The 24322-nt window shown below is 48.1% G+C and carries 19 protein-coding genes and 3 tRNA genes; 8 read left to right on the forward strand and 14 right to left on the reverse strand.

The window, feature by feature from the left end:
* Positions 1–21 precede the first annotated feature (21 nt).
* Complete coding sequence (locus H8S65_RS14655; RefSeq protein WP_186930650.1) at positions 22–1722, reverse strand: S41 family peptidase; 1701 nt, start codon at positions 1720–1722, stop codon at positions 22–24.
* Positions 1723–1769: 47 nt separating this feature from the next.
* Complete coding sequence (locus tag H8S65_RS14660; RefSeq protein WP_186930651.1) at positions 1770–2747, reverse strand: adenosine kinase; 978 nt, start codon at positions 2745–2747, stop codon at positions 1770–1772.
* Positions 2748–2855: 108 nt separating this feature from the next.
* On the opposite strand from H8S65_RS14660, the gene H8S65_RS14665 reads away from it, so the two are divergent.
* The 5 genes from H8S65_RS14665 (at position 2856) to H8S65_RS14685 (ending at position 5654) form a co-directional block, all read left to right on the forward strand.
* Positions 2856–2932: transfer RNA gene (locus tag H8S65_RS14665), tRNA-Asn, on the forward strand.
* Between the two features lie 33 nt (positions 2933–2965).
* A tRNA-Asn gene (locus H8S65_RS14670) sits at positions 2966–3039 on the forward strand.
* A gap of 36 nt (positions 3040–3075) precedes the next feature.
* Positions 3076–3149 (forward strand) — tRNA-Asn (locus tag H8S65_RS14675).
* A gap of 605 nt (positions 3150–3754) precedes the next feature.
* Positions 3755–4513: a tRNA (guanosine(46)-N7)-methyltransferase TrmB gene (gene trmB / locus H8S65_RS14680; protein WP_186930652.1), complete on the forward strand. Its 759-nt coding sequence runs from the start codon at positions 3755–3757 to the stop codon at positions 4511–4513.
* A gap of 31 nt (positions 4514–4544) precedes the next feature.
* On the forward strand, positions 4545–5654 hold the full coding sequence (locus tag H8S65_RS14685) for an Mrp/NBP35 family ATP-binding protein (protein ID WP_186930653.1): 1110 nt from the start codon (positions 4545–4547) through the stop codon (positions 5652–5654).
* A 132-nt stretch (positions 5655–5786) separates the two neighbouring features.
* Here the strand turns inward: H8S65_RS14685 and hutH are convergent, their stop codons facing one another.
* The 6 genes from hutH to secDF all read right to left on the reverse strand — a co-directional run bounded on the left by hutH (position 5787) and on the right by secDF (position 15320).
* The gene (gene hutH / locus H8S65_RS14690; RefSeq protein ID WP_186930654.1) at positions 5787–7277 is read right to left on the reverse strand and encodes a histidine ammonia-lyase; all 1491 of its coding nucleotides are present in this window, start codon (positions 7275–7277) and stop codon (positions 5787–5789) included.
* 27 nt (positions 7278–7304) lie between these two features.
* Positions 7305–7940 (reverse strand): cyclodeaminase/cyclohydrolase family protein, encoded by a 636-nt coding sequence (locus H8S65_RS14695; protein ID WP_186930655.1) that lies wholly within the window; start codon positions 7938–7940, stop codon positions 7305–7307.
* 41 nt (positions 7941–7981) lie between these two features.
* Positions 7982–9232, reverse strand: a complete 1251-nt coding sequence (gene hutI, locus H8S65_RS14700; RefSeq protein WP_186930656.1) for an imidazolonepropionase — start codon at positions 9230–9232, stop codon at positions 7982–7984.
* A 3-nt stretch (positions 9233–9235) separates the two neighbouring features.
* Positions 9236–10141 (reverse strand): glutamate formimidoyltransferase, encoded by a 906-nt coding sequence (gene ftcD / locus H8S65_RS14705; protein ID WP_186930657.1) that lies wholly within the window; start codon positions 10139–10141, stop codon positions 9236–9238.
* The gene (hutU, locus tag H8S65_RS14710) at positions 10138–12141 is read right to left on the reverse strand and encodes a urocanate hydratase (protein WP_186930658.1); all 2004 of its coding nucleotides are present in this window, start codon (positions 12139–12141) and stop codon (positions 10138–10140) included. The genes ftcD and hutU overlap by 4 nt, the downstream gene beginning before the upstream one ends.
* Before the next feature lie 173 nt (positions 12142–12314).
* Positions 12315–15320, reverse strand: a complete 3006-nt coding sequence (gene secDF / locus H8S65_RS14715) for a protein translocase subunit SecDF (RefSeq protein WP_186930659.1) — start codon at positions 15318–15320, stop codon at positions 12315–12317.
* Positions 15321–15485: 165 nt separating this feature from the next.
* Between secDF and H8S65_RS14720 the strand changes: the two genes are divergently transcribed.
* Both H8S65_RS14720 and H8S65_RS14725 read left to right on the forward strand, forming a co-directional pair.
* Positions 15486–16487, forward strand: coding sequence for a DUF4468 domain-containing protein (locus H8S65_RS14720; protein ID WP_186930660.1), 1002 nt, complete (start codon positions 15486–15488; stop codon positions 16485–16487).
* An 8-nt stretch (positions 16488–16495) separates the two neighbouring features.
* Positions 16496–17047 (forward strand): DUF4468 domain-containing protein, encoded by a 552-nt coding sequence (locus H8S65_RS14725; protein ID WP_186930689.1) that lies wholly within the window; start codon positions 16496–16498, stop codon positions 17045–17047.
* Positions 17048–17153: 106 nt separating this feature from the next.
* On the opposite strand, the gene H8S65_RS14730 is transcribed toward H8S65_RS14725, so the two are convergent.
* The 6 genes from H8S65_RS14730 to H8S65_RS14755 all read right to left on the reverse strand — a co-directional run bounded on the left by H8S65_RS14730 (position 17154) and on the right by H8S65_RS14755 (position 23791).
* A complete protein-coding gene (locus tag H8S65_RS14730; RefSeq protein WP_186930661.1) occupies positions 17154–18782 on the reverse strand; it encodes a flotillin family protein in 1629 nt (542 codons plus the stop codon).
* Between the two features lie 20 nt (positions 18783–18802).
* Positions 18803–19297, reverse strand: coding sequence for a hypothetical protein (locus tag H8S65_RS14735; RefSeq protein ID WP_186930662.1), 495 nt, complete (start codon positions 19295–19297; stop codon positions 18803–18805).
* A 144-nt stretch (positions 19298–19441) separates the two neighbouring features.
* Positions 19442–21013 (reverse strand): ATP-binding protein, encoded by a 1572-nt coding sequence (locus tag H8S65_RS14740; protein ID WP_186930663.1) that lies wholly within the window; start codon positions 21011–21013, stop codon positions 19442–19444.
* Between the two features lie 90 nt (positions 21014–21103).
* A complete protein-coding gene (locus H8S65_RS14745; protein ID WP_186930664.1) occupies positions 21104–22225 on the reverse strand; it encodes an endonuclease/exonuclease/phosphatase family protein in 1122 nt (373 codons plus the stop codon).
* The gene (locus tag H8S65_RS14750; RefSeq protein WP_186930665.1) at positions 22222–23100 is read right to left on the reverse strand and encodes a rhomboid family intramembrane serine protease; all 879 of its coding nucleotides are present in this window, start codon (positions 23098–23100) and stop codon (positions 22222–22224) included. The genes H8S65_RS14745 and H8S65_RS14750 overlap by 4 nt, the downstream gene beginning before the upstream one ends.
* Entirely contained in the window at positions 23081–23791 is a 711-nt protein-coding gene (locus H8S65_RS14755; protein ID WP_186930666.1) for a rhomboid family intramembrane serine protease, read from the reverse strand. The genes H8S65_RS14750 and H8S65_RS14755 overlap by 20 nt, the downstream gene beginning before the upstream one ends.
* Before the next feature lie 187 nt (positions 23792–23978).
* On the opposite strand from H8S65_RS14755, the gene H8S65_RS14760 reads away from it, so the two are divergent.
* Positions 23979–24251 (forward strand): HU family DNA-binding protein, encoded by a 273-nt coding sequence (locus H8S65_RS14760; protein ID WP_186930667.1) that lies wholly within the window; start codon positions 23979–23981, stop codon positions 24249–24251.
* Positions 24252–24322 lie beyond the last annotated feature (71 nt).

The following is a 24322-nucleotide window of genomic DNA, read 5'->3' on the forward strand; positions in this document are numbered from 1 at the left end:
TCGCCTCCTCTATTATCAGACTTAGGCCTTTTCGGCAGTTTGCTGCGTTTCTGTTTTCTCAGGAGTGCCGAGTGTTTTATTATAGAGTTCGGAATCGTTCAAAATTTCCAGTGCCTTATCCAAAACTTCATCTTCCTTCAGGCTGTTTATCAACTCGCCTTTCTGGAAATAATAGCGTTTCATGATCTCGGAAGTCAGCAGTTTCTTGATCTGGTCTTTGTTACGATCGAAATCCCGTTCCAAGTCCGGAGTCAGTTTGGCTTCCAAAGAGTTGAAGATGGTAGAGTCATTATCCATGTACCCCTCAAACTTAGCCACCTCCTTCAGGTTCTTCAATAGTTTTTCACTCTGCCGGTCGTAGGTGAAGTTCTTTTCTTTGGCATATTGCTTGAAAGCTTCAAAGTCTTCGTCCGTCACCTCGAAGTCCTCAGGCGAAGCGATTTTCTTATGCTTCTGGGACCAGTGTGCGACAAAATCAGTCAGGACAAAATCAGTCACCAAATAGAACATCATAGTCGGCATTTCCGGCTCTTCTATTTTAAAATCAGGGGTAATACCGCCTCCATCCCGGACGGGACGCCCTTTGTCTGTATAGAAGACAGAGGTCAGGCTATCCGGAATAGCCCCGACGCTTCCATCGGCTTTCCGGTGCGAATAGTCCATCTGCTGGATGCAACGTCCGCTGGGGATGTAATATTTACTCATCGTCACTTTCACGCTTCCGTTATAAGGAAGTTCACGGGGGGATTGCACAAGCCCTTTTCCGAAAGAACGCTGTCCGACCAACACGGCACGGTCCATATCCTGTAAAGCCCCCGAAACGATCTCGGCAGCAGAAGCAGAGCCTCCGTTAATGAGGACAGCCATCGGGATTACCGTATCGAGCGGTTCGTTGGGCGTACGGTAGGTGCGGTCCCACTGGCTGATCTTCCCTTTTGTCGAAACCACCTCTTTTCCCTTCGGGACGAACATGCCGACAATCTGCGTGGCGCTTTCCAGCAAACCGCCGCCATTGTTACGCAAATCCAGGATCAACGATTTAATATGATGGTTCTTTTTCAGATCCTCCAACGCATTTTTAACTTCCTGTGCGCTCTTATCCGTAAACCCTTTCAAATAGATATAGCCTACCCCATCACCACGCACGCCATAGTAGGTAACCTGGTTTTCCAGAATCTGCTTGCGCACCAGTTCCACTTCACGCGGCTTTTTGTCATACGGGCTTTGTATCTTCAATACCATTTTCGTATTGGGAACGCCTTTCAGCAAGGCACTCACCTCATCCGAAGATTTGTCGGTCACATCCACCGTGTCGATCGCCAGAATGCGGTCGCCCGCTTTCAAACCGGCCAAAGCTGCCGGCATCCCTTCAAACGGCTCGATAATATAGACACCGCCCTCTTTCCGTTCGCGTATATAAGAACCGATACCGCCATATTCGCCGGTAGTCATGAATTTCAGCTTATCCATTTCCTGCTCCGGGTAGTATTCGGTATAAGGGTCCAAGCCACCTAACATGGCATCGATCCCCCGGCGCACCGTTTTCTCGACGTCGACCGAATCCACGTAAAACATTTCCACCTCTTTTACCAGAGCGTTAAAGATATCCAGGTTTTTACTGACCTCGAAACGGTTGTCTTTCTGTGCCTGTCCGGGGATCACGCCTCCCAACAGGAGCAGCAAACTAAAAAGAGCTATTATTTTCTCTCGTTGTTTATACATAGAATATTTAGTTAATTAACGACGTAAATGTATATAATAAACGCTTGTCAGGCCAATATACTATTTACTTTTAACTTTATTTGTTCCCATTTATCATCCGGTATCTGCGCCCCGATGACATCAATTATGTAGCCGGCCAAAAGCGAGCCTATACGGGCCGACTGCTCCAATGTTGCACCGACCGACTGACCGTACAGGAATCCGGCGGCAAAATGGTCTCCGGCCCCGGTCGTATCAACCGGTTTGCCGCCTTCAGCCGGAACAGCGATGATTTGTCCTTTGCTTCCAACCAGGGCGCCTTCCTTGCCTAAAGTGACTAAAGAAATCTCCACCTGCTCCGAAAGCACTTTGACCGCTTCATGCGCTTTCAGCCCGGTAAAGGCTTCCGCTTCGCTTTCGTTGGAGAAAAGGATGTCTACATATTCAGGAATAATATCTTCCAGCAAACCGCGGAAAGCATTCACTATATTGAAGTTGGAAAGATCGAGGGCGACCTTCAGCCCTAACTTTTTCGCTTTCTGCATAGTGGTGCGGACCAGTTCTTCGTTCACCAACAAATAACCTTCTATATAAATACATTGGTAAGAAGACAACATCTCTTCCGTAATTTCATCCGGTGTGATCGTCGGGGCCGGTCCGAGGAACGTACCCATCGTACGTTCGCCATCCGGTGAAATCAGAACCGTACAGCTACCGGAAATGCCGTCTGTCTTGGCAAAATAGGGAGAGACATTTGCTTTTTTCAAGGCTTCCTCATAATATTCGCCTACGGAATCAGCACCAATCTTGCCTATAAATCCGGCATTCGCCCCCAAAATAGCCATCGCACGCATGGTATTGCATACCGAACCACCCGGCGCCTGGCTGCGTTCAAGACCTTCCTGCGACTTGCGGATTTTAACCATCTGTTCTTGGTTGATCATATCCATTGCACCCTTCTGTATGCCTACTTCCGCCAGTACATCATCGTTTTTAAGCCTCAGCAGAACGTCTACCAAAGCGTTTCCTAATCCAATTGTATTCATTTTTCTATTTTTTTTCGCAAAGATATTGCATATTTCAAAAAGAACCTCTACTTTTGCAGTGCAATTTCAGAAAGGGGTACAATAAGTACTAAACTGAAAGAAATAAATTCTTCCTTAGCTCAGTTGGTTAGAGCATCTGACTGTTAATCAGAGGGTCCTTGGTTCAAGTCCAAGAGGAAGAGCCAAAAAGACATCGGGAAAGACCGAAAAAGACATATTCTTCCTTAGCTCAGTTGGTTAGAGCATCTGACTGTTAATCAGAGGGTCCTTGGTTCAAGTCCAAGAGGAAGAGCGAAAGAGACATCGGGAAAGACTGAAAAAGACATATTCTTCCTTAGCTCAGTTGGTTAGAGCATCTGACTGTTAATCAGAGGGTCCTTGGTTCAAGTCCAAGAGGAAGAGCGAAAAGAGAGAGATACTTCACAAGAGTGTCTCTTTTTTTATGTCCGCAAAAGGGTCGGCACTGCAAGCTCCGACAGACTGATGCCATTTGATAAATCACTGTATATAAGCATTAAATTCAAAATAGCATCAACAAAAGGACACAAAAGGACTGAAAAGGCCTTATATTGTTTTTTGGGAAAAAGGATCATAAATAAAGACCTGCCGGTCTATATTTTTCTTCCCGGACTTGATCCGGAATCGCATCCTACACGGATAATCCATAGAGCCTGCCTAAGACGAGATAACGCATCGATACACCTTACATTGCCTTGCAATGCCAATCAGCATAAAACAACAAAAGAACAAAGAGAATTTCAACATAAACAGCTATATATCAATAAATAGCCAAACTGCACATCCTTTTTTGCAGTCAAAAGTGTATAATACGCCTTTTCAGGCCTTTCGTGTCCTTTTCTATGTTTCAACACTTCAAAAACATGTTTCAAGCCTAAAGAAGATATAGCTTTTCCGTTTGCAAGCTATAGCCTTTCCGACAAAAAGCTATAGCCTTTTGCCTGACAGGGTATAGCCTTTTTTACGCGTAATTATATTACCTTTGCACCATGGGAAAGAATAAATTAGCAAAGTTTGACGACATGGCGGGTTATCCCCATGTATTCCAATATCCGTTTGCAACCCTTCAGGAGAAAGGATTCGAGCTGAAGGGGCACTGGCACGAACAGTTCTTTAAGAATGACAATCCGATCGTGCTTGAATTAGGTTGCGGAAAAGGAGAATATACGGTAGGTTTGGGAAAGCTGTTTCCCGACAAGAACTTTATAGGGGTCGATATCAAGGGAGCGCGTATGTGGACAGGGGCGAAAGAATCGCTCGAGGCAGGCATGACGAACGTTGCGTTCCTCCGGACCAGCATCGAACTGATCGCCCGTTTCTTCGCTGCCGGAGAGGTGGCCGAGATCTGGCTCACCTTCCCCGATCCGCAGATGAAGAAGGTGAACAAACGCCTTACCTCCACCCGCTTCATGAAGATGTACCGCGAGATACTGGCGGGAGACGGCATCGTACACCTGAAAACAGACAGCAACTTTATGTACACCTACACCTGCGAGATGGTAAAAGCGAACCGCTATCCCGTACTGTTCAGCAACGACGACCTGTATCATTCAGGTTTGACGGACGACATTCTTTCTATCAAGACCTATTACGAACAACAGTGGCTGGACCGCGGGCTGAACATCAAATACATCAAGTTTGTTTGTGAGGAACGGGAAGAACTGGTCGAACCGGAGGTGGAAATCGAATACGACCCGTATCGCAGTTTCAACCGCAGCAAACGGAGCGCGTTGGCTTCCGGCAAATAATTCATAAATCATAAATTATAAATCATACATCATGACACTCTATCCAAAGCTAATCATGGATGCACTGGCAAAGGTGCGTTACCCGGGAACAGGGAAAGACCTTGTGACGATGGGCATGGTAGAAGATAACATCCGGATCGACGGCAACAAAGTCAGTTTCTCGCTCCTTTTCGAAAAGCCGAACGACCCGTTTATCAAATCGGTGGTAAAAGCTGCCGAGACAGCCATCCTTACTTATGTAGGCGAGGATGTGGAAATCAAAGGCAACATCACGGTAGACGCCAAGCAGTCAGCCCGTCCCGAACCGGACAAGCTGTTACCGGAGGTGAAAAATATCATCGCCGTATCTTCCGGAAAGGGAGGTGTGGGCAAAAGTACGGTAGCGGCCAACTTGGCGGTAGCACTGGCTTTGCAAGGTTACAAGGTCGGTTTGCTGGATGCCGATATCTTCGGTCCTTCGCAGCCTAAGATGTTCAATGTGGAAGAAGCCCGTCCCTATATGGTGGAGGTGGGTAACCGCGAACTGATCGAACCGGCTGCCAACTACGGAGTGAAACTGCTGTCCATCGGTTTCTTTGTCAATAAGGAAGACGCCGTTCTCTGGCGTGGCGCTATGGCAAGCAATGCCCTGAAACAGTTGATCGGCGATGCCAACTGGGGAGACCTCGATTATTTCCTGATCGACCTGCCACCGGGAACAAGCGATATCCACCTGACAATGGTGCAGACATTAGCTATCACCGGTGCCATCGTTGTCAGCACGCCGCAGGAAGTGGCGCTGGCAGATGCCCGCAAAGGGATCAGCATGTTTATGGGCGAGAAGATCAACGTGCCGGTATTGGGACTGGTCGAAAATATGTCCTGGTTCACGCCTGCCGAGCTGCCGGAAAACAAATACTATCTGTTCGGCAAAGAAGGAGGCAAACGCCTGGCGGAAGAACTGAATATCCCGCTGTTAGGACAGATCCCCATTGTACAAAGCATCTGCGAAGGCGGAGACAGCGGGAAGCCGGTCGCCCTCAACCCGGACAGCATCACCGGCCAGGCTTTCCAGAAGTTAGCCGAAAATGTCGTGAACCAAATCGATTACCGTAACGAACATTTGGATCCGACGAAACGGGTGGTCGTTACCAAGAAGTAATAAGAGAGTGAAGGAGGATGTGTCAAAAAGAAAGAGAAATCAATCCCTTGCCGGGGGGAATTAATCCCCCGGCAAAAGAGAAAGATGAATTTTGGCACATCACCAAGAAATCGGAAACATCCTATCTTCTTATTATAAAGCATACCGCCTCAGGAAAGCGACCGTCCGATGGATTTCGGGATACATGATGATGTCTTCGTCTATAAAGGGGACCTCCTTGCGATAGGCTTTCAGGAATTTCTCCAAGACAGGAGAAGTACGCGCCGGACGACGGAACTCGATGCCTTGCGCCGCGTTCATCAACTCGATCGCCAGGATGTGATCCAGGTTGTCCATAATCTTAAAGAGCTTCGTCGCCGCATTGGCCCCCATACTCACATGATCTTCCTGCCCGTTGCTGGACACGATCGAATCGCTGCTGGCGGCATAACAATACATCTTGTTCTGACTCACCATGCTGGCGGCCGCATACTGCGGGATCATAAAGCCGGAGTTCAGTCCGGGGTTGGCCACCAGGAATTCGGGCAAACCCCGAAGCCCCATGATCAACTGCGCCACACGCCGTTCGGAAATATTACCTAACTCAGCCAAAGCAATCGCGAGGAAATCGTATGAGATCGCCAACGGCTGACCGTGGAAATTACCACCGGAGATGATCTTGTCCTCGTCGGGAAAGATCGTCGGGTTGTCCGTCACCGAATTGATCTCGGTAAGCAGTACGCCGGAGACATACCGGATCGCATCTTTGGTCGCCCCGTGTACCTGCGGGATGCAACGGAACGAATACGGGTCCTGCACATGTTCCTTCTTCCGGCTGATCAGTTCGCTGCCCTCCAATATACGGCGGAAAGCATCTCCCGTCTCGATCTGTCCGGGATGCGGGCGCATCTGTTGGATACAATCCATAAAAGGATCAATCCGCCCGTCGAAGGCTTCGAGCGACAAAGCGGCAATCAGGTCCGCCCGCTTCGACACGGCAAAGGCGCGCATCAGGGCAAACACGCCGTTTGCACTCATAAACTGCGTACCGTTCAGCAACGCCAACCCCTCTTTGCTCATCAGGCGCACCGGCTTCCAGGCAAACTCGTCCAGGACACTGATAGCCTCCCTCTTTTTTCCTTTATAATATACATCCCCCACCCCGATCAGTGGAAGGAAAAGATTCGCCAGGGGAGCCAGATCGCCCGATGCACCCAGCGAACCCCGGTCATAAACGATCGGGAGCACGTCATTATTAAAGAAATCAAGGATACGCTGCACTGTTATCACCTGTACACCGCTATGCCCTAACGACAAAGCATGCGCTTTCAACAGCATCATCAAGCGGACAATCACCGGGCTCACCTCATCGCCTACGCTACAGGCATGGCTCTTCACTAAGTTCTCCTGCAAGGTGCTGAGTTCGTCCGGAGAGATATTCTTATTGCACAAGGAACCAAAGCCTGTCGTGATGCCGTAAAGCGGCTCGTTCTGTGTCTCGATCTTCCGGTCCAGATAATCGCGGCAACGCTGGATGCGTTCCTTCACTTCCGGGGTCAGTTCCAGCTTCATATTTCCGGTCAGTATCTCTTCGATACGTTCGAACGTCAGCGGTTCCGCTCCCACATAATGTACATTTCCCATAACTTTCGTTTTTTTAATTGTCCATTGTCAATTATCCTTTGTCAGTTGTACTCTCGCCCAGTCCAGTAACTTCTTTTCTATCCGAATAGCTTCAGATTCGAGGAAATCGGCTTTGTCCGACATTCGTTTGACAAATGATTCATCCTTTATGGACATAAGATTGATACGGACGTTCAGCAAAGCTCCCAACACACAGGTACGAGCTGCCATCATAGCCACACAAGCGTCGGTCAGGGCATTCCTGTTTCCTTTGTGCGCCACATAGATAATCGTCTCCATCACCGAAGCAATCTCTTCGGCCACTTGCATCGGGACCATTGCCGCCTCTTTCGTGGCATCCTGGATCACCCGGCTGCGTTCAGCCTTTTCTTCTTCCGTGTCCTTCGGGAGCTTGAAGGCTGCAAACACACGATCGTATGCTTCGCTGTCGCGGTCTATATCGCGGATCAGGCGTTCACGGATGATGGCCGCTTCCGTTGCGATAGTCCTCATCTGGCCTTCCACGTCGGCATATTTCTTTTTCCCGATCGTCAGTTTTGCCACCATCTCGGTAAGTGCTGTCGCAATAGCCCCGTTCAAGGCCGAGATACTTCCACCCCCCGGAACAGGGGCGCTACCTGCCGTTTCGGCAAGGAATCCTTTGATTGTCAAATCTACAAGCATAATGTCTATTTTTTAAGATTAAACATTTTGTTTTTATCCTGTCAAATAATATAGAGCACGCCATCCTTGATAACCGTGTCCACGATATTCATTCCTACATGATAAGGAAGGAACTTATATGAAGGGAACTTCAACAAGATCAAGTCCGCTTTCTTTCCGACATCGATGCTGCCGATCTTCTTTTCCCGCCCCAGGGCTGCCGCTCCGTTGATCGTAAGGGCGGTCAGGGCTTCTTCGGGAGTAAGTTTCATCTGGATGCAGGCCAGGGCAAACAATAACGGGATCGAACTGGAGAAGCAACTTCCGGGATTCAGGTCGGATGCTAATGCCACGGCACAACCGGCATCTATCATCCGGCGCCCCGGAGCATACGGCTCGCCTAACGAGAAAGCGGTAAGCGGAAGCAAAGTCGCTATCGTCCCCGAACGTGCCAGCCGCTTGATGCCGGTATCGGACACGTGCAACAGATGGTCGGCACTCACGGCTTTCAGGCGGGCTGCTAATTCGGCGCCACCAAAAGACACAATCTCGTCGGCATGAAGTTTCAGTTTGAAACGCTGGCTGCGGGCCGCTTTCAGCAGACGTTCGCTTTGTTCGACCGAGAAAACGCCTTGTTCGCAAAAGACATCGCAGAAAGTCACGGAGCGTTCTGCACGGACATGCGGTAACACTTCTTCTATTATATAGTCGACATACGCATCCGTACGCCCGGCAAATTCAGGAGGGACGGCATGTGCCCCCAGGAAGGTAGACACCACATCCAGCGGATGGTCGTCATTAAGTTCTTTCATTACACGAAGTTGGATCAGCTCCGTGGCGAGGTCGAGACCATACCCGCTCTTTCCTTCGACGGTAGTCACACCCATATCCATCATAGAGTCGAGACGGTCATACGCATCCCCGAACAGATCATCATAGCTGGTGCTCCGCGTCGCATTCATCGTATTGACGATCCCGCCTCCTCTTTCCATGATCGACATATAACTGTCTCCTTTCATCCGCCAGGAGAACTCCTCCTCGCGGTAACCGCCGAAGACGAAATGCGTATGACTGTCCACAAAGCCGGGAAGAAGCGCACGCCCGGAAGCGTTTACCTCCAGATAATCTTCTACATCCACTTGCCGGAGGATTTCTTCGGTCGGCCCCACATGCGTAATAATGCCGCCCGATACGGCAACCGCCCCATCTTCGATCACCCCGACATCTGACATAGCCTTTCCCTTCTTCGCCTCGAACCCGGAACAGGTCACCACCTGGGATGCGTTCCGTATCAATATCTTTTCATCCGCCATGGTCTATTCCATTATTCTGGCTTCCAACACCTGATCCATTGAAAAGTCTTCCAGTCCCAAATAATAAGAAGCCGTGTCGATCAACGCCTCCATCGGAACCAGCCCGATGATCTCGCTTCCGACAACCGGAACACCGTAGCGACGTGCCTCGATACGTACCAGTTCGAAAGCACGGTAGAGGGCGGTACGGGTGTAATCGGTCATATTGATCGAAACCTGCACGATGCCGCGTTCTTTCAGTTCCACTCCCATCGCTTTGCAATAACGGAGCCCGCCACCTATGAAACGGATCTTTTTGGCAATGCTGCTCGCTATTTCCAGGTTTGCCGTACCCAGATTGACGTTATAAGCCACCAACGGCATACGTGCGCCGATTGCCACGGTTCCCGCCAACGGATGCCGCTCGGCAGGCCCGAAGTCCGGTTTCCATTCCGGCTGCTTGATCTTTTCCGCCATCCCCTCGAACTCTCCTTTGCGGATAGCTGCCAGGTTCTCCCGATGCGGAGCCGAAGCCGATTTTTCATAGAGGAAGACCGGCACTTGATAGAGAGCCGCCACCTTCTCGCCAACTTCCCTGGAAAGTGCAATCGCTTCATCCATCGTACATCCCTTGATCGGTATAAAAGGAACGACATCTACCGCTCCCATCCGGGGATGCTGTCCGGAGTGCTTCGTGAGGTCTATCAGTTCGACCGCCTGCCCGATGGCTTCGAGCAAAGCGTCCTTCAAGGCTTCCGGTTCGCCGACTACTGTTACGACCAGTCGGTTATGATCTTCGTCGTTGCTGTAATCCAACAGCTTTACACCGGCTTTGGCACGAAATTTATCCACTATCTTTTCTATTTTCGCTAAATCCCTTCCCTCGCTGAAATTGGGGACACATTCCATTATTTTACTCCAGGTACTCATACTTTGTGTTTTAAAGAGGTACGTATAATATTTTGAATCAAATCTTCTTTCGGAATAAAAGGCAGCGTGATATGATACCGGTCGCCATAGTTTTCGTTAAAGGCGGCACTGGTAGACATGGCGTTAGGATTACGAGCCCATGAACGGCGGGCCACTCCCCCCATCACATCCCAGAGCATGGCTGAACGAAGGATCTCGTCTACCCGCTCACTCCCGTCCAGCACCATCCCGAAGCCACCGTTTATCGCTTTACCGATGCCGACTCCGCCGCCGTTGTGAAGGGCTACGAGACTCATACCCCGTGCCGCATTTCCGGCAAAGCACTGGACAGCCATATCGGCCATGACGTTGCTCCCGTCATAGATGTTGGACGTTTCCCGGAAAGGCGAGTCCGTCCCGCTTACATCATGATGGTCGCGTCCGAGCATGATCGGCCCGACTTCTCCGTCCCGCACCATACGGTTGAAGCGGAGCGCGATATTCAGCCGCCCTTCCGCATCCTGGTAAAGGATACGTGCTTGGGTTCCGACCACAAGCCGGTTCTTCTCGGCATCGCGAATCCAGTTGTAGTTATCCCTGTCCTGCCCGCGCCGGTTCGGATCGATGCAATCCATAGCGGCCTGGTCGGTCTTCACCAGATCTTCCTGTTTCCCGCTCAGGCATACCCAACGGAAAGGCCCGTAACCGTAATCGAAAAGTTCCGGTCCCATGATATCTTCGACGTATGAAGGCCAGATGAAACCGTCTTTCTCATCGACTCCGTTCCGGGAAATTTCCTTCACACCGGCATCGTAGATGGCTTTCATAAACGAGTTTCCGTAATCGAAAAAGTAAGTGCCGCGAGCCACCAATTTCTTGATTACCTCGAAATGACGGTGCAGGGAACGGTCGACCAGCGAGCGGAAACGGTCTATATCGTGGGAAAGGAGTTCCGTACGTTCGGCAAAGGAAATCCCGACCGGGCAATAGCCGCCTTCATAAACGGCATGGCAAGAGGTTTGGTCGCTCAACAGGTCGATCCGGATCGCCTGTACCCCGGCATACTCCAACAAGTCTACTATATTGCCATGATAGGCGATCGAAATCGGTTCTTTTGACCGCATAGCCTCCTGCGCCATGCGGAAGGCTTCCGCTTTATCACCGGTCACGTGCTGTACCCAACCCTGCGAGTAGCGGGTTTCGATACGGGAACTGTCCACCTCTGCAATGATGCTGGCAGCACCGGCTATAACGGCCGCTTTCGGTTGTGCCCCGCTCATTCCTCCGAGGCCGGAGGAAACGAAGAGATGCCCGCGCAAGTCCTGATCCTGCGGAATGCCCAATTTCTTTCGTCCTGCATTTAACAAGGTGTTGAATGTTCCGTGCACGATTCCCTGCGGCCCGATATACATCCAGCCACCGGCAGTCATCTGCCCGTAATTGGCCACTCCCATCTGGGCGGCTATATGCCAGTCTTTCTGGTTGTCGAACATGCCGACCATCATAGAGTTAGTGATAATCACACGAGGCGCATCCGGCCTGGAACGGAACAGCCCCAATGGATGCCCGGACTCGATCACGAGTGTCTGCTCGTCCGTCAGTATTTCGAGGTATTGCTTGATCAGCCGGTATTGCATCCAGTTCTGGCAAACCTGTCCGGTCTCGCCATACGTAACCAGTTCGTATGGATAGAGGGCGATATCGAAACAGAGGTTGTTGTCGATCATTACCTGAAAGGCTTTTCCCTCCAGACATTGGCCTTTATATTGGTCGACAGGCCTGGCTTTCAAGTCTCCTTCCGGCCTGTAACGATATCCGTAGATACGGCCACGGGTCATCAACTCTTCCATAAACTCAGGAGCCAGCACTTCATGCAACTCTTCGGGAACGTAGCGGAGCGCATTCTTCAAGGCCGTTTCTGTTTGCGCAGGCGTAAGCGAATAGCCGCGATCAGGGGCGCGGCGAATACCGGGTACAAAAGATGGATAAACCGGCAATTGGTTACTCAGGCGTACTTCCATAACATGACATTTTAAGGTGTTTGCTTACAATCTGTAAGTAAATAGCAGAAGTAAGAGGCCAACAAGATAAGCATTCTCTTTCATCTTGCCAACCGGCACAGTTATGTTTAGAAGCACAAAAAGGGCTATTCCTCGCGAGGAACAGCCCTTTTTTATCGGATTAAAATGTATTCTTATTTACCAGCTTCGGCAGCCGCTTTCTTATTGATCTTTTTCTTCTGCAATTCGTAAGCGATAGGAGTTGCCACGAACAGAGTAGAATATGTACCGACAACGATACCTAACAAGATAGCGAACGTAAAACTACGGATCGTCGCACCACCCAGGATGAAGATACACAACACAACAACCAAAGTCGTTAATGATGTATTGAATGTACGGGACAAAGTCGAATTCAATGCATCGTTGATCACCTGGTAACGGTCGCGCTTCGGATACAGACCGATTGTCTCACGGATACGGTCGAACACAACCACGGTATCATTGATAGAATAACCGATGATGGTCAGGATAGCCGCAATGAAGGTCTGGTCGACTTCCATAGAGAACGGCAGCACCTTCCAAAGCAATGTGTAGAATGAAATGATACACAAAGTCGTAACAGCTACGGAGGCAAATGCCCCTACAGAGAACGAGATGTCGCGGAAACGAAGCAGGATGTAAGCCGCCATACAGAACATGGCGAATACAACTGCAAGGAATGCAGCGTTCTTGATATCGTCTGCCATACTCGGTCCCACCTTCTGCGAACTCTGGATATATTGTCCGGTGAATTGTTCCAGTGTCGTGCCTGCCGGAAGCAATGACTTCACACCTTCAAACAATTTATTTTCGATTTCCTGGTCAATAGTCGGATCGTTGTCCTCGATCTTATAGTTGGTAGATACGCGAACCTGGTCGGGAGTACCGATCTGGATAACGCTTACGGAACCATCCAACTGTACATCCAGCATGTCACGTACTTCGTCAGTCTTCACATCCTGGTCGAAACGGATCACATAGTTACGTCCACCGGTAAAGTCGATACCGTTGTTCAAACCGATCGTCGACATGGAGATCGCACCTAAGACGATGATGGCAGCCGGGATCAGATAACCCACCTTACGGGCAGCCAAGAAGTTGACCTTCGGATTCGTCAACAGGTCTTTCGTGATAGAAGTCGTAAAGGTTACGTTCTTCAGTTTATCTTTAGCCAACAGCGCTTCGTAAACGATACGAGTCAGGAAGACGGCAGTCAGGAAGGATGCGAACAAACCGATAATCATCGTCGTGGCAAAACCACGGATAGGACCTGTACCGAAGTAGAACAATACGACACCTGTGATGATAGAAGTCAAGTTCGAGTCGAAGATAGCAGAGAATGCGTTGCTGTAACCGTCAGCGATTGCTTTGCCCAACGACTTGCCTGCACGCAGTTCTTCTTTCGTACGTTCGTAAATCAACACATTAGCATCGACAGCCATACCTAATGTCAACACCATACCGGCAATACCCGGCAATGTAAGAACAGCCTGGAAGGATGCGAGGATACCCATTGTGAAGAAGATGTTCAGCACCAGAGCGCCGTCGGCGATCAGACCCGGAATAATTCCGTAGAAAGCACACATGTAGAACATCAACAGAACCAATGCCAGCGCAAACGAGATCACACCGGAATTGATAGCTTCCTGACCCAGAGACGGACCGACAACATCTTCCTGCACGATACTTACCGAAGCAGCCATCTTGCCGGATTTCAACACGTTAGCCAAGTCCTTCGCTTCTTCCGGAGTGAAGTGGCCGGTGATCTGAGAGCGTCCACCTGTGATTTCCACCTGTACGTTAGGAGCAGAATAAACCATATCGTCCAGAACGATAGCAACCGCCTTGCCGATATTTTCTTTTGTCAGGCGAGCCCATGCTTTAGCGCCTTCTGCGTTCATAGTCATGCTAACCTGCTGTTCTGAACGGCCTGCCTGCTGAACGAAGTCTGCGTTAGCATCCGTTACAACGTCACCACCCAAAGCAGGTGTTCCGTCGCGGTTCGTCATCTTGATAGCATACAAATAGAAATATTGCTCTTTTTCATCGATAGCCTTCACGCCCCATTTCAAAGAAAGGTTGCGCGGCAGGATGTCTTTTACCTGCTTCATGTTCAGGTATTCGTTGATCTTGGCGATGTCTTTCTTATCGGCAATACCGACAACAGGACCGGATGCCAACTGGCCGTTATACTGGTTGATCTGCAAAAGGGCGAACAGCGGATGTTGTTTTGCAAACTCTTCCATGCTCTTCGCAGCCTGTGCCTCCGGTTTGTCTTCACCGATCTTGGCCAGCAAAGAATCTGCGTCGTTTGTTGCTTCGGCAGCAGCATTTTCTGTTGCTTCAGCAACGGCTTCTGTTTCCTCTGCCGTTTCAGCAGTTGCATCATCAGAATTCAAGACTGTAGCCAGCATATTATCGGCAGCTACCAACTGCTGGTAGATTTCCGGCAAGTTGTATGTTTCCCAGAATTCGAGGTTTGCACTGCCCTGTAACAACTTACGTACACGTTCCGGCTCTTTCACACCCGGAAGCTCGACCAGGATACGGCCTGCAGTTTCCAGACGCTGGATGTTCGGGGATACCACACCGAAACGGTCGATACGGGTACGCAACACGTTAAATGAATTATCGATAGCACTCTTCAGCTCTTCCTTCAGCACGGCGATTACCTGTGCATCCGTGCTCTGCGGAGTGATTTTGTCTTTCAATTCGAAAGTACTGAAAATAGCGGATAAACGAGCGCCATTATCTAACTTCTTATACTCTTCTGCAAATAGATCAATAAAGTCCTTCTGACTTGTAGCCTGGTTCGCATAAGCCTGCTCCAATGCTTTGTTGAAGTTCTCATCCTGGTTGTTGTTTGAAAGCGAACGGATTACATCGGCCACATTCAACTCCAGAACGACGTTCATACCGCCCTTCAAGTCAAGTCCTAAACTGATTTCCATTTCACGGCACTGCTTGAGCGTATAGCCCAACCATACCTTCTGAGTAGATAACGAGTCCAAATAAGAACTCTCTTTTACCGGATCTCCACCTGCATACTCAGCGGCTTTGCTGTTGTAATGTCTTGTCACGAACGAGAATGACAGATAAAACATACAGACAAGCGTAAGTAACACCGCAAAGACCTTTACAAATCCTTTGTTTTGCATTTGAATCTTATGTTTATGTTATTATTCGTTTTTTCACAGGGTGCAAATATAGGCTTTTTTTCTTTGTCCAACAGTAATTAGATTAATTTATTTGTCACACTCTTAGTTTATTTCAGCCACAATTATATATCTTTGCCCGTAAAAAAACATAAGTATAGAATAACCATGAAGCAACTTTTATTATTAACACTATTTATCCCGACCCTGCTCTGGGCTCAGGACGATTCCAAGTATTTAGCCGGCGCTGTTCCTGTCGAGAATGGTAAAGTAGTATTTGCAAAAGAAATAAACGCTCCTTCTTTTTCAAAAGATGAAGTATATGACAGAATGCTGGACTGGGCGGACGGGTTCTTCAGTGAAGACGGCAACCGCGTTGTCTATTCGGACAAGGCGAAAGGCGACATTGCCGCCGTAGGGCAAACCGACTTGGTATTCCAGAGCACGGCCCTTTCATTGGATAAGACGGAAATGAACTATCGCGTCACGATGGAATGCGAGAACGGGAAATGTATTCTGAAAGTGGCCGGCATCCGGTATGAATATAATGTATCTTACCAGCGCGAACCGGAAAAATATACAGCCGAAGAATGGATTACAGATAAATATTGTTTGAACAAGGATAAAACCAAACTGAACCGCGGCAACGGCAAGTTCCGTAGAAAGACAGTCGATTTTATTGACGAAATGTTCGCCTCAGCCTCCGCCGCTTTAGGCGCACAGGCAGCAGCCAATGTAGTTCCGGCAACTCCGGTCACTCCGACCCGGACTGTGACACCGGCCCAGACCGTAAAACCGGCAACTCCGGTTCCTGTAAAAGAAGGGTATGTGGCTTTTGCCGCCGACAAAGTTCCGTCTACCTTATTACAGATGCTGCCGGAAAGCGATATGCAGGTTGCATCCGCCGGCAAACCTGACACAAAAGAAACTTCTGCCGAATGGAAAGGCACGGGCAATATGTTCGGCAAATCGATCGCCTCGATCGCTATCAGCAAAGACAGCCCTGTTTATAAAGAAATAGGAAACAACGACACATACAGCTTGTCTTTCTTCAAGAAAGGTGAAAGCGGAGACGCCTGGTTGATCATCGACTGCCGCAAACAGGGCGAAACGGCGGAAGGACAGCAGATAACCGTTATCGGTGAAATCGTAAATGTATGGATGAAATAATCAGGATGATGAGAAAACTGTTTTTCCTTCTATTTATCATGTTCCCTGTGCTGGCAATGGCACAGGGGCATAAAGGCGATGTCGATGAGTGTGCTCCGATGAAAAACGGGAAAGTATGCTATCGCGACACCGTCCATGTGAATGACATGAGCCAGGATCAGATATTCGAAGTCATCAACCAGTGGGCAAAGAAAAGCTATGCGAAAGATGTATTCCTGTCGAATGTCAGCTCCAAGAAGTCCAAAGGGATTATCAATGTTTCTTCCAAAGTCGAGATGCTGTTGAACGATACGGACAAAACGATCATCAAATACAAGATGAAGATTAGCTGCCATGACAATAGTTACTCGGCAGAAGTAAGCAATATCGTTTATCAATACGATCCTCAGAACAACAAGAAGTTCAAAACATATACGGCAGAAAACGTAATTGCCAATAATGGCAAAAGCAATACGATCGCTTTGATCAAGGACCCGAAGCTGTTCTGCAATGCCACGTTCTTCTTCGTCGAGAACCTGTTTGCCGATATCCTGGATGCAGTGAACGACGCGGAGCTGTAGCATGAAAAGCTAATTCCATAAGCATGGGACAAAAGTTCCACCCGCATGGAACAAAAGTTCCCCTATAGAGAAACTACGGTTTCCTTATAGGGGAACTTTTCATATATTATAATGTAGGAGCCGGATCATCCTTGCCTTTCTCGTCCGGCTTGATGATGTTCTTAACGGTTTCGCCGATCGGCAGTTTATCCAATACGCCGAGACTCGGAGCGACCGTCTTCACCAGTTGGTTCAGGAAGTTGCCGGTAGCGCCGTTTCCGCCATCGAATACTGTAATATTGCCGAGGTTGATATGCTCGAACGCCTTAACCTGTTCGCCTGCGATTTCTTTCCACTGGTCGACCATTTTGTACTGGATCGCAATCGCCGGATTCGATTCGGCTGCTTCGACCATCGCCCGGAAACCATCGGCTTCGGCCAGCAATGATTTCTTCTTACCGTCGGCTTCGGCTTCCAACTTCATGCGGATGGCAGAGGCTTCGGCTTCAGCCTGTGCCAACAAGGCTTTCGCACGTGCTTCCGCCTCACGGATCGTCTTTTCGGCAACGGCATCGGCTTGCAGGATCGCTTCCTGTTTGGCGACTTCGGCTGGAACGATCTTTTGGGCTTTCAAAGCCGATTCGATCTTTTTAGCCTTTGCCTCTTCCACTTCTTTCTGGGCAACCTCACGGGCAGCCTGGACAGCAGCTTCCGAACGGGCGGCGGCTTCACCGGCCTTCTTATCGGCATCCGCCTGGGTCACGGCAAGCTCGGAATTAGAAAGTGCGATATCCTTACCGGCTTCATTTCGTCCGATAGCAGCTTTCTTCTCTGCATCGGCCTTTTTGATTTCCATATCGGAGTTCAGTTCGGCAATACGGCTTTCCTTTTCCGTATTGGCTTTCTCTATATTGATATTCTTCTCGGCTTCCGCTTTTGCAACCTGCGATTCCTTTTCGGCATTGGCAATGGCAACCTGGGAGATACGGTCCTTATCGGCATTGGCTACCGAGATCTCCTGCTGCTTCTTTGTTTCGGCAATAGCGATATCCTGGTCCTTGCGGGTTTCGGCAACCTTTGTTTCACGTTCCTTGATCTGGTTGGCTATTTTGATGGCTCCTAACTTTTCCTGTTCTTCGATGTTAGCCTGTGCCTCGTTCAGGGCCTTGCTTTCAGCTTCTTTACCGAGGTTGACGATATAGTTGGCGGCATCGCGAATATCACTGATATTGATATTCATCAGATAAAGGCCGAACTTGCGGAGTTCCGTATCGATATTCTCGCGTACTTTGGACAGGAATTTATCACGATCGGAGTTCAACTCCTCGATCGTCATATCGGCAATCACCAGACGCATCTGCCCGTAAACGACATCCGTAATCAGGTTTTGTTTGTCTTCGGACAGCAACCCAAGCAAACGTTCGGCTGCGTTCTGCATCACTTCGGGATCGGTACTGATAGCAACCGTAATAGTTGTCGGCACGTCCACACGGATATTCTGCGCAGACAGGGCGCCGGTCAGCTTACAATCGATCTGCAACGGTTTCATGGAGAGAAATTCGTATCCCTGAATGATCGGCCACACGAAAGCAGCACCACCATGATAAAGTTTGGCCGACTTTTCCCCTGAAGTCTTACCATAAACAACCAACACCTCATCACTCTTACATTTCCTGTAGCGCGAGAGGATACCGATAAACGAAACGATGACCACTACAACCAGTATAGCGATCATGATTAACATCTCCTGTGTCATAATTTTAATAGATTTGTTATTTACTGAATATACATAATTCCCGATTCAACCTTGACGATCGTAGTCCTGTCGCCGGTCTGGTATTTCCGGTTCTCAAGCGAGCGGACATCCATTTCCCGCAAAGCTCCGTTGACGGCAATCTGCACGACATAGCGATCGCCGTCATGAGCATAGATCGTGCACTCGCGTCCTAACAAAGCTTCCGGTTTCTCCGGCTTATTCTCTTTCTGCAATTGCCAGGCTTTCTTATACAGGAACCAGAGAACAAACACAAAAACAAGTCCTACGAGAATACCGACTGCATAAGACGAAATATCCGTTCCCTGTGAGATATACATATACCAACCCATGCCGATACAGAAGTGCGTCAGCCCCTTAAAAGAAATAACACTGCCGATATCGGTATCCATATCGACATCCGTATCGATGTCGCCAAAAAAGATGGATACAACAAACTGGATCAGAAAGATTGCCGTAGCAACAACGGCCACTGTAAGGAAGATTGTGCTTGTCATGTTCGCCGGAAATTAAATTAGGCGGGAAGATAAGGAAAAAATTAAAAACTGACAATTATCATGGATTAATTGTTTTGAATATGAATAGTTGTCAAATCAAATACATCTTTACCGAAGTCTTTAGGAGCACTTAAAGACGCAAACTCAACTTTCCACCACCCATCTCTCGATGTTGCGGGTCCCGGAAGAAAAATTCACACCGATTTTGACAATCTTCCGGCCATCTGCGACAAAAGGCAGGGCATATTGTTTTTCGTTGATTTGCTGCAATGCCTCCTCAGCCGTTCCATTCAACTTAAACTCCATCACGTAGATATATCGATCCGTTTGTAAAACCAAGTCGATACGTCCCCGGTTCGTATGATATTCTACCTTTGTATATAATCCTATCAATCGGAAGACGATAAACAGGACGTTCTGGTAATGAAGTTCCGTGTCACGCTCAGGCTTCAAACCGGTAATCGTTTCGTAGGGCGTGTCGGCAAAGAAACTTTGCAAACGACGAAAGAATGCGTCATAATCACCGGAACGGATTTCACGAATAAAACGGCTGATTTCAAATGGCGTCTTTGAAGCGCTGACATTTGCATAATAAGGCAATAGGTATTTTACAAAACCCTCTTCGACTTCTAAATTAGGAAAGCCCAGCCGATACATACCAAATTCCGCGTCATACCCCTTGATCGTCAGATAGCCACTTTGATAGATGACCGGGATCGGATCGGAGTCGACCGAATCCACACCGTCAAGCGTTTCGGCATCGGTTTCTTCATGAGCCAAACGGTCGAGGTCGTAATGGTTGCGTTTCAGGAGTTCCACTAAATAGGATGGCGTGCCCGTCGCAAACCAATAGTTGCCAAATTGCTTGGCATCAAAAGTATTCAGCAGACTGAACGGGTTATAAAGCCCCTCCGTATCGGCGGCGAAGTGATAACCATCGTAACGCTGCTTCATCTCTTGGCAAACGTTACTGTAATCCATATTCATAAAGTCGCTCAATTCATGCAATTCCGGTTCCAGATTTTCATGCAGCTCATTCTCCGTAATGCCGCATACCTCAACAAACTCCCTGTGCATCGAAATGTCCTTCAAATTATTCAGGTCACTGAACACACTCACTTTGCTGAACTTGGTCACACCCGTCAGCATCGCAAAGCGGATAAAACCGTCTGCGCTTTTCATCACGCCATAGAAAGCTTTCAGCAAACTGCGGTAGGCTTCCTGCAATTCAGGTTTCCCGATTGCCTGCAACAAGGGTTTATCATATTCGTCTATCAAAATCACAACGCGCTGTCCGGTTTTCTCATAAGCCCGGCGAATCACCTGAAAGAAGCGTTCCTCCGGCTTACGGTCTCCGAACGGACTATCATATGCCTGTTCCCATATTTCAAGGTATTTATTCAATTCCTCCAAGAGTGATCCTATATTTTCATATTGACGGGCATTCAAATCGAGATGCAATATCGGGTATCGCCCCCAATCTTTCTCCAACTGCTCGATGGCCAATCCGGCAAAGAGTTCTTTCTTCCCCTCGAAATAGGCTTCCAAAGTAGACAACAACAAGCTCTTCCCGAAACGGCGCGGACGGCTCAGGAAATAGTAACTTCCACTTTTTGCCAGTCGGTAGACGAGAGCAGTCTTGTCTACATAAAAATAACCGTCTCTCCGAATCTTCTCGAAGTTCTGGATGCCGATAGGGTAAATCTTCTTGCTCATGATAACGGATTTTAATTGAAACACCAGACAGACAAAGATACATTTTTTTATGGATATAAGCGAACCTTCGGATGCAAATCTGGCAGATTGTCAATTATCCATTTTCAATTGCAAATAGCACCACAACGGATAGTGGTCGGAATAACGGATCTTGTCGACCGTGCAGTTCATCGGCTTCATGTTGGCGGAATGCAGGATGTTGTCGATGCGGAACCAGAAGAAGTTCTCGTTATAGGTGACCCCGACACCACGGCCTGAAGCGGCATAAGCATCTTTCAGCGGTCCCTGGATCGTGCGATGAGCATAGGAAATCGGCGTATCGTTGAAGTCACCGCAGACCAATATATAATCGGTATCGATCTTTTTAATTTCCTCGGCAACAGCTCTCGCCTGGCGTGCACGTATCTGGAATGCCGGACCCAACTTCTGTCCGATGGAACTTCTCAAGCCGTCGAGCGTCTCGGTATTCAGATTCTTGATGAATGCGGAATAATGGCTACGGTCCTCCATTGTCAGCTTGAAAGACTCCAGGTGGTTATTGATCAAGGTCAGTTTCTTTCCGTTTATGTCCAGTTCATGGATGGACGAACCGTTAAAAGAACTCTCATATTTGATCTTGCGGGATTTAGAGATCGGGTATTTGGAGAACACGGCTATATTGAATTTGAGCGTACCGGAAGTTCCGACCGGGATAATAGAGCGATATTTGTACATCTTTAATGCATTGGCAATCTTCTGATTCGTCAAAAAGTTCTTGGAAGTACCTACCGCATATTCCTGCAGGCATACGATATCCGCACCGGAGTTCGCTATATACCGTATGATCGGATTCGGAGAGTCTTCCGTATGACCTTTATAGCCGAACCCCATTACATTATAAGTCAAGACTTTCAGCACGTTCTCTTTCGGAATCTCACTCACTCTGTTGTGGAAAGGGAAATAACGGGTAACAGGCCCCCGGCAGATGAGGAATGAACACAACCCGATCAAGACGAACCGCCATTCCCAAAGAAACAGCCAATAAATAATAAAACAGAGGTTCAAAACGCATAACACAGGAAATCCCAACCCAAGATAAGAGAAGAATACACTCCTATCCGGAGAGATACGGTCTGAGAAGGCAGAAGCAATGAATAGCAGGATTACTATTACATTGGCTGTACCTACTACGGATTTAAACAGGATTTTGATCGCTTTAAACTGCTCGCTCATTTTTTGCTGGCATCAAATAGTTTTTTCTTTTCTTCTGCCGAAAGGCTTTCGTAACCGGAACGTTTTAATTTGTCCAATATTGCATCCAGATCAACTGTTTCCCGATGTTTACGGGCGTTATATTCATAATCGGTCTCCTGACGTTTATAGGTCACACGCATCTTGGGTTTCCGTTTCCCTAAATTCACCACCCGGTCGAGCAGGCGGTTCATCGGAGCCGTCAAATCTTTACCATCCTTAATCCGGGCGGCAAACCAGATACCGAACAACGCTCCGCCGATATGGGCGATATGGCCGCCGGCATTCGTAGAGGTAATTGCCAGCAAGTCGATCACAAATGTAAACAGGGCCAGATAAATCAGCTTGATCCTTCCGATCAGGAACAGGCCGATCTCCAAGTCTTTCCGGTAAAAGGAAACGGCAAACACGATCGCCATAACCGAAGCCGACGCCCCCATCAAGTAACTATAAGCGGCAACTGTGCGGAAATAAGGGAATATGTTATATGCCACCAGGAACAAGACCGCCCCGGCAACACCTCCTAAGAGATACAAACCGCCTAACTGCCGCTCACTGAAGAAAGTGAGGAACAAACCACCGAACCAGTACAACCACAGCATATTAAACAGAATATGCAGGAAGTCGAAATGCGTGAACATATAAGTGATGATCGTCCACGGCCGGTACAGGAGCAATTCGGGAGACGAAGGCATCTGCAGATACTGCAAGAACGGGAAACCGCTCAGGTTGAACAGCATCAGGATCACACTTGTCAACCGTATAATAACGAACAGCCCGACATTGATATAAATCAGTTTCGCCAGGATGTTGCCGGAATTGAAAGTCCGTTTGAGATTAATAAAAATATCGCCCATTGCCTATATCTTTCTTTTTCCAATATCGAACCAGGAAATAACCGAAAAACATACCGCCGAGGTGTGCAAAATGCGCCACGGAATCGCCGCCATTATTAGCGACACCCATAAACAATTCGGCCAATCCGTAAAAGATCACGAAGTATTTTGCTTTGATAGGAATCGGGATGAACATCAGATACAGCGGAACATTCGGGAACAACATGGCAAACGCCAGCAAAATACCGAATACGGAACCGGAAGCGCCAATCGTTATCAGATAGTTCAACGAAGGATCTCCTGCGACCAGTTGTGCCAAAGTAATCCCGTTCGCACTTGCAAAGGAATGGACGGAATAAAGCCAAACCAATTCCTGCGTGATACCCGCACCGATACCCGTCACCATGTAAAAGATCAGGAAGCGTTTCGGCCCCCAGACATTCTCCAGTACACGCCCAAACATATACACACCGAACATATTGAAAAATACGTGTGCGAACGAATGGGTATCATGCATGAACATATAGGTGACAAACTGGAAAGGATAGAAATCCTTCACACCCGGAAAGTGCAGTCCGAATAACTGGACTAAATCAATCCCGACTTTAGGTAAAACAAGGCTCGCTACCCAAAACAACAGGTTGATAATGATAAGGTTTTTCGTAACCATCGGGATGCTACTCAGAAATCCCGAACTATTTTGATTCATCATATATTTATCAATTTAAGGACAAAGGTATATATATTTTGGTAGTTTTCTGACAAAACAGCACTAAAACATAGTAAATCAATAAAAAAAACTCTTTTTTTCTTTGCGATATATTAAAATAGAATTACATTTGACACCGACTTTTTAGGCTATCACAAAAATTGTTTAATATATTAATTATCAAACCATCATGAACAAAACAGAATTTATCAATGCTGTATCGGAAAAATCCGGTTTAAGCAAAGTTGATGCAAAGAAAGCTGTTGAAGCTTTTGTTGAAACAGTATCCGGCGAATTAAAAGAAGGCGGCAAAGTTGCCCTTTTAGGTTTTGGTTCTTTCTCAGTCGCTGAAAAAGCTGCTCGCAAAGGTGTTAACCCGAAGACTAAACAACCGATCGATATTCCGGCACGTAAATCAGTTAAATTCAAAGCTGGTGCCGAATTGACAGAAATTATTAAGTAAATAGTCTTACATTCTCATAGTAAAAAGGCATCCCCGACTTGGGGGTGCTTTTTTTTATTGCATACCGGCCA

This window comes from Parabacteroides hominis, from assembly GCF_014287585.1.
Lineage (GTDB): Bacteria > Bacteroidota > Bacteroidia > Bacteroidales > Tannerellaceae > Parabacteroides > Parabacteroides hominis.